Source organism: Micromonospora sp. NPDC004336, assembly GCF_053602615.1.
The window spans coordinates 1-4,542 of sequence record NZ_JBSGDY010000290.1; the positions used below are offsets into that span (position 1 = coordinate 1).

The window sequence follows — 4,542 nt, forward strand, 5'->3', positions numbered from 1 at the left end:
GCGTCGGCCAGGTCGAACAGCTCCCTGCCGTCGGGGCCGACGTGGCGGCGCAGTTCGCCACCCATCTCCGCGACGACCTCGCCCAGGCGGGTCAGCGCAACCTCGACCCGTGGCTGGTCGGCGAGGAGCGCGTCGCGCCGCTGCTGCGCCACGGCGCCGCCACCCCGACGCCCGCCGACGTCGCCGTGATCGAGGGCGTGATGGGGCTGCACGACGGCGCGGTCGGCCGCCGCGGGTACGCCTCCACCGCGCACGTCGCCCGCTTGGTCGACGCCCCGGTGCTGCTGGTGCTCGACACCACCGCGCAGGGCCGCTCCGCGGCGGCGCTCGCCCTGGGCATGGCCGCGTTCGACCCCGGCGTGCGCATCGGCGGCGTGATCCTCAACCGGGTCGGCTCGCCCCGGCACGAGTCGCTGCTGCGCGACGCGTTCGCCGAGGTCGGCGTACCGGTGCTCGGGGCGGTCACCCGCGCCGCCGAGGTCGCCGCCCCGGCGCGCCACCTCGGGCTGGTGCCGGTCGCCGAGCGGGCGCCGGAGTCCGTGGCGATCGTGGCCGCCCTCGCCGACCTCGTGGCGGCCACCGTGGACCTCGACGCCGTGCTCGACCTGGCCCGGACCGCCGGCCCGCTGCGCGCGCCGGCCTGGGACCCGGTCGACGCCGTCGGCGGCCCCGCCGGCACCGGGCGTCCCGTGGTCGCGGTCGCGGGCGGGCCGGCCTTCACCTTCTCCTACGCCGAGACCGCCGAGCTGCTCGCCGCCGCCGGCGCGACCGTCGTCCCCTTCGACCCGCTGCGCGATCCCGCCCTGCCCGCCGGCACCCGCGCGGTGGTCGTCGGCGGCGGCTTTCCCGAGGCGTACGCGCCGCAGCTCGCCGACAACGCCACGCTCCGCGCCGAGCTGGCCGACTTCGACGGCCCGGTCGTCGCCGAGTGCGCCGGCCTGCTCTACCTCGGCCGGCACCTCGACGGCGTGCCCATGTGCGGCCGGCTCGACCTGACGGCCCGGATGACCGACCGGCTCACCCTCGGCTACCGCGACGCCGTCGCCGTCACCGGCTCCCCGCTGCACCGCCCCGGCGACCCGGTACGCGGCCACGAGTTCCACCGCACCGTCACCGACCCGGGGCACGGCGACCGGCCGGCGTGGCGCTGGGACGGCGCCGAGCACGGCTTCGTGGCCGGCGGAGTGCACGCCTCCTACCTGCACACCCACTGGGCCGGCCACCCGCGCGCCGCCCGCCGACTGGTCGAGGCGGCCAGCCGGTGACCGCCCACGACAACCGCACGCCGGCGGCCGGGAGTCACGACCCGACGGCCGGGTGTGAGCGCCGCGTGGACGGGGGCACGCCGGTGCGCGGGCGCCGCGAGCCGATGGCCGGACGTGAGCGCCGCGTGAGCGGGCCGGACGAGGGCGCGCCGGGGGCCGGGAGCGGCGAGCCGACGGCCGGGTGTGAGCGCCGCGTGGACGGGGGCGACGGAAGCGTGACGCTGACCGGGGTCGGGGTCGGTCCCGGCGACCCGGAACTGCTCACCCTGCGGGCGGTCCGGGTGCTGGCCGAGGCCGACGTGGTGTTCGTACCCGGGATGGACCGTCCCGCCGCGGACGGCGACGCGCCCCCCGGCCGGGCCGAGACCACGGTGGCCGCGCACGTCGCGCCGGGGCGGCTGCGCCGGCTGCCGTTCGCCCTCGACGACCGGGGCGGGGTGACCGCCCGCCGGGAACGTGCCTGGGACGACGCGGCGCGGACCGTGGCGGATGCGGTCGACGGCGGCGCCCGGGCGGTCGCCTTCGCCACCATCGGCGACCCGAACGTCTACTCCACCTTCGGCTATCTCGCGCAGACCGTCCGGGCCCTGCGCCCGGCCGTCGAGGTGCGCACGGTCCCGGGGATCACCGCGATGCAGGACCTGGCGGCGCGCAGCGGCGTCCCGCTCTGCGAGGGGCGGGAGCCGCTGACCCTGCTGCCGGCAACCGCCGGGCTGGCGCTCTTCGCCGACGCGCTCGCCGGCCCGGGCACCGTCGTGGCCTACAAGGGCTGGCGGCGGCACGCCGAGCTGGTCGCCGAGCTGCGCCGGCAGGGCCGCCTCGACGGCGCCGTGCTGGGCCGGGGCCTCGGGCTGCCCGGCGAGCGGATCGGCCCGGTCACCGATCCCGCCGACGACCTGCCGTACCTGTCGACGCTGCTCGTCCCGGCCCGCCGGGACCGTAGGGGAGGAAAGCTGTGAGCACCACGCCGATCGCGGGGCACGCCGACGAGGGCACGCCGACCGGTACGGGCAGGGTGTGGTTCGTCGGGGCGGGCCCCGGCGCGGCCGACCTGCTGACCCTGCGCGCCGCCCGGGTGATCGGCGCGGCCGACGTGGTGGTCTGGGCGGCCAGCCTCGTGCACGCCGACGTGCTCGCCCACGCCCGGGCCGACGCGGAGATCGTCGACTCGTCGCGGCTGCCCATCGAGGGGGTGCTGCCGCTCTACCAGCGGGCCGCCGCCGACGGGCTGACCGTGGCGCGCATCCACTCCGGCGACCCGGCGCTGTGGGGCGCGGTGCAGGAGCAGCTCGACCTGTGCCGGGCGCTCGGGCTGGCCGTCGAGATCGTTCCCGGTGTCTCGTCGTTCACCGCCGTCGCGGCGATCGTCGGCCGGGAGCTCACCATCCCCGAGGTCGCCCAGTCGGTGATCCTGACCCGGCTGGAGGGCGGCAAGACGCCGATGCCGCCGGGCGAGCGGGTCCGCGAGTTCGCCCGGCACGGCACCACGATGGCCCTGTTCCTCTCCGCCGCCCGCTCCGGCCAGGCGCAGGCCGAGCTGCTGGCCGGCGGGTACCCGCCCGACACCCCGGTCGTGGTGGCGTACCAGGCGACCTGGCCCGACGAGCTGGTGGTGCGGTGCGCCCTCGGCGAGCTGGAGGCCACCGTCAAGGAGCACAGGCTCTGGAAGCACACCCTGTTCCTGGTCGGCCCGGCGCTCGCCGCCACCGGCACCCGCTCGCACCTCTACCACCCCGGGCACTTCCACACCTTCCGGCGGGCCGAGCCGGCCGCCCGCGCCGACCTGCGCCGTGCCCGCGCGGGCGGCACGACACCGGGGGACGGGCGCGCCTGATGACGTACGCCGAGCCGCCGCTGCGCGAGCCGGACCTGCCGCGTACGGCGAAGGTCCGGCCCACCGCGCTGCGCACCGGCTGGACCACGGGCGCCTGCGCGACGGCGGCGGCGAAGGCGGCGCTGACCGCCCTGGTCACCGGCGTGCCGCAGCGGCGGGTGGAGATCGGCCTGCCCGCCGGCCGGCGGGTCAGCTTCCCGGTGGCCCGCTGCGAGGTCGACGGCCGCGCGCGGGCGGAGGCGGTGGTGGTCAAGGACGCCGGCGACGACCCGGACGTCACGCACGGCGCCGAGCTGACCGCCACCGTGACCTGGCGGGACGAGCCGGGGCTGCGCCTCGACGGCGGGCCGGGCGTCGGCACGGTGACCCGGCCGGGCCTCGGCCTGCCCGTCGGCGGGCCAGCCATCAACGACACCCCGCGCCGCATGATCGGCCAGGCCGTCGCCGAGGTCGTCGACCTGGCCGAGGTGGGCGTCCGGGTGGTGGTCAGCGTGCCGCGCGGCGAGATCATGGCCCGCAAGACCACCAACCGCCGGCTCGGCATCCTCGGCGGCATCTCCATCCTCGGCACCACCGGCGTCGTCCGGCCGTTCTCCACCGCCTCCTGGCGGGCCAGCGTGGTGCAGGCGGTGCACGTGATGGCCGCCCAGGGGGAGCGGACCGTGGTGCTGTGCACCGGCGGGCGCACCGAGCGGGCGGCCCGCGCGCTGCTGCCGGAGCTGCCCGAGGTCTGCTTCGTCGAGGTCGGCGACTTCACCGGCGCGGCCGTCACCGCCGCCGTCGCCGACGGGATGACCGGGGTGGTCTTCGTCGGGATGGCCGGCAAGCTGGCGAAGCTCGCCGCCGGCATCCTGATGACCCACTACACGCGGTCCAAGGTGGACCTGTCCCTGCTGGGGGAGGTCACCGCCGAGGCGGGCGGCGACGCCGAGCTGGTGGCGGCGGTTGTCGCGGCGAACACCGGGCGGCACGCGTACGAGCTGTGGGAGGCCGCCGGGCTGCTCGGCGCCGCCGGCGACCTGCTCTGCCGGCGGGTGCGGCAGGTGCTGCTCCGGTTCGCCGGCGACGCCGTCACCGCCGACGTGGCCATGGTCGACTTCGCGGGCGACCGGGTCGTCGCCTCCTCGGGCCGGTGGGCGGCATGACCGGGAGACCGTCCCGGGTGGACACGTCTCGGGTGGACACGCCCCGGGTGGACACGCCCCGGATGGGCACCGGGCCGGCGGCGACCGGGAGCCCGTCCGTCGGGAGCGTGTCCGTCGGGAGCGCCCGGCCGGTCGTGACCGTGGTGGGGATCGACGCCGGCGGGGGACCGCCGCACCCCGCCGCCGCGCCGGTGCTCGCCGGCCGAACCCGGCAGGCGAGGAGCGTTACTTCCAGCGGAAGTGTGAGAACCGGAGGCGATCAGCGCGTTGACCTGCGACGCAGCGCCGATCCAAGGAC

4 protein-coding genes are annotated in these 4,542 nt (G+C 77.9%); all 4 read left to right on the plus strand.

Translation table 11 applies throughout. The features are described from left to right. Positions 1 to 1,265: cobyrinate a,c-diamide synthase (locus ACWENR_RS29810; RefSeq protein WP_452280276.1), on the plus strand; the 1,265-nt coding region annotated here is incomplete at its 5' end. Positions 1,266 to 1,459: 194 nt separating this feature from the next. Beyond that, complete coding sequence (gene cobI / locus ACWENR_RS29815) at positions 1,460 to 2,224, plus strand: precorrin-2 C(20)-methyltransferase (RefSeq protein WP_452280277.1); 765 nt, start codon at positions 1,460 to 1,462, stop codon at positions 2,222 to 2,224. Continuing rightward, positions 2,221 to 3,099, plus strand: coding sequence for a precorrin-4 C(11)-methyltransferase (gene cobM, locus ACWENR_RS29820; protein WP_452280278.1), 879 nt, complete (start codon positions 2,221 to 2,223; stop codon positions 3,097 to 3,099). Before cobI ends, cobM begins: the two co-directional genes overlap by 4 nt. Then, positions 3,099 to 4,244 carry a cobalt-precorrin-5B (C(1))-methyltransferase gene (locus ACWENR_RS29825; RefSeq protein WP_452280279.1) on the plus strand — a complete coding sequence of 382 codons (1,146 nt, stop codon included), beginning with the start codon at positions 3,099 to 3,101 and terminating at the stop codon, positions 4,242 to 4,244. Before cobM ends, ACWENR_RS29825 begins: the two co-directional genes overlap by 1 nt. Positions 4,245 to 4,542 lie beyond the last annotated feature (298 nt).

Excerpts from the sequence above, each read along its gene's own strand:
- ACWENR_RS29825 (WP_452280279.1), top strand. The coding sequence starts at position 3,099 with ATGACGTACGCCGAGCCGCCGCTGCGCGAGCCGGACCTGCCGCGTACG.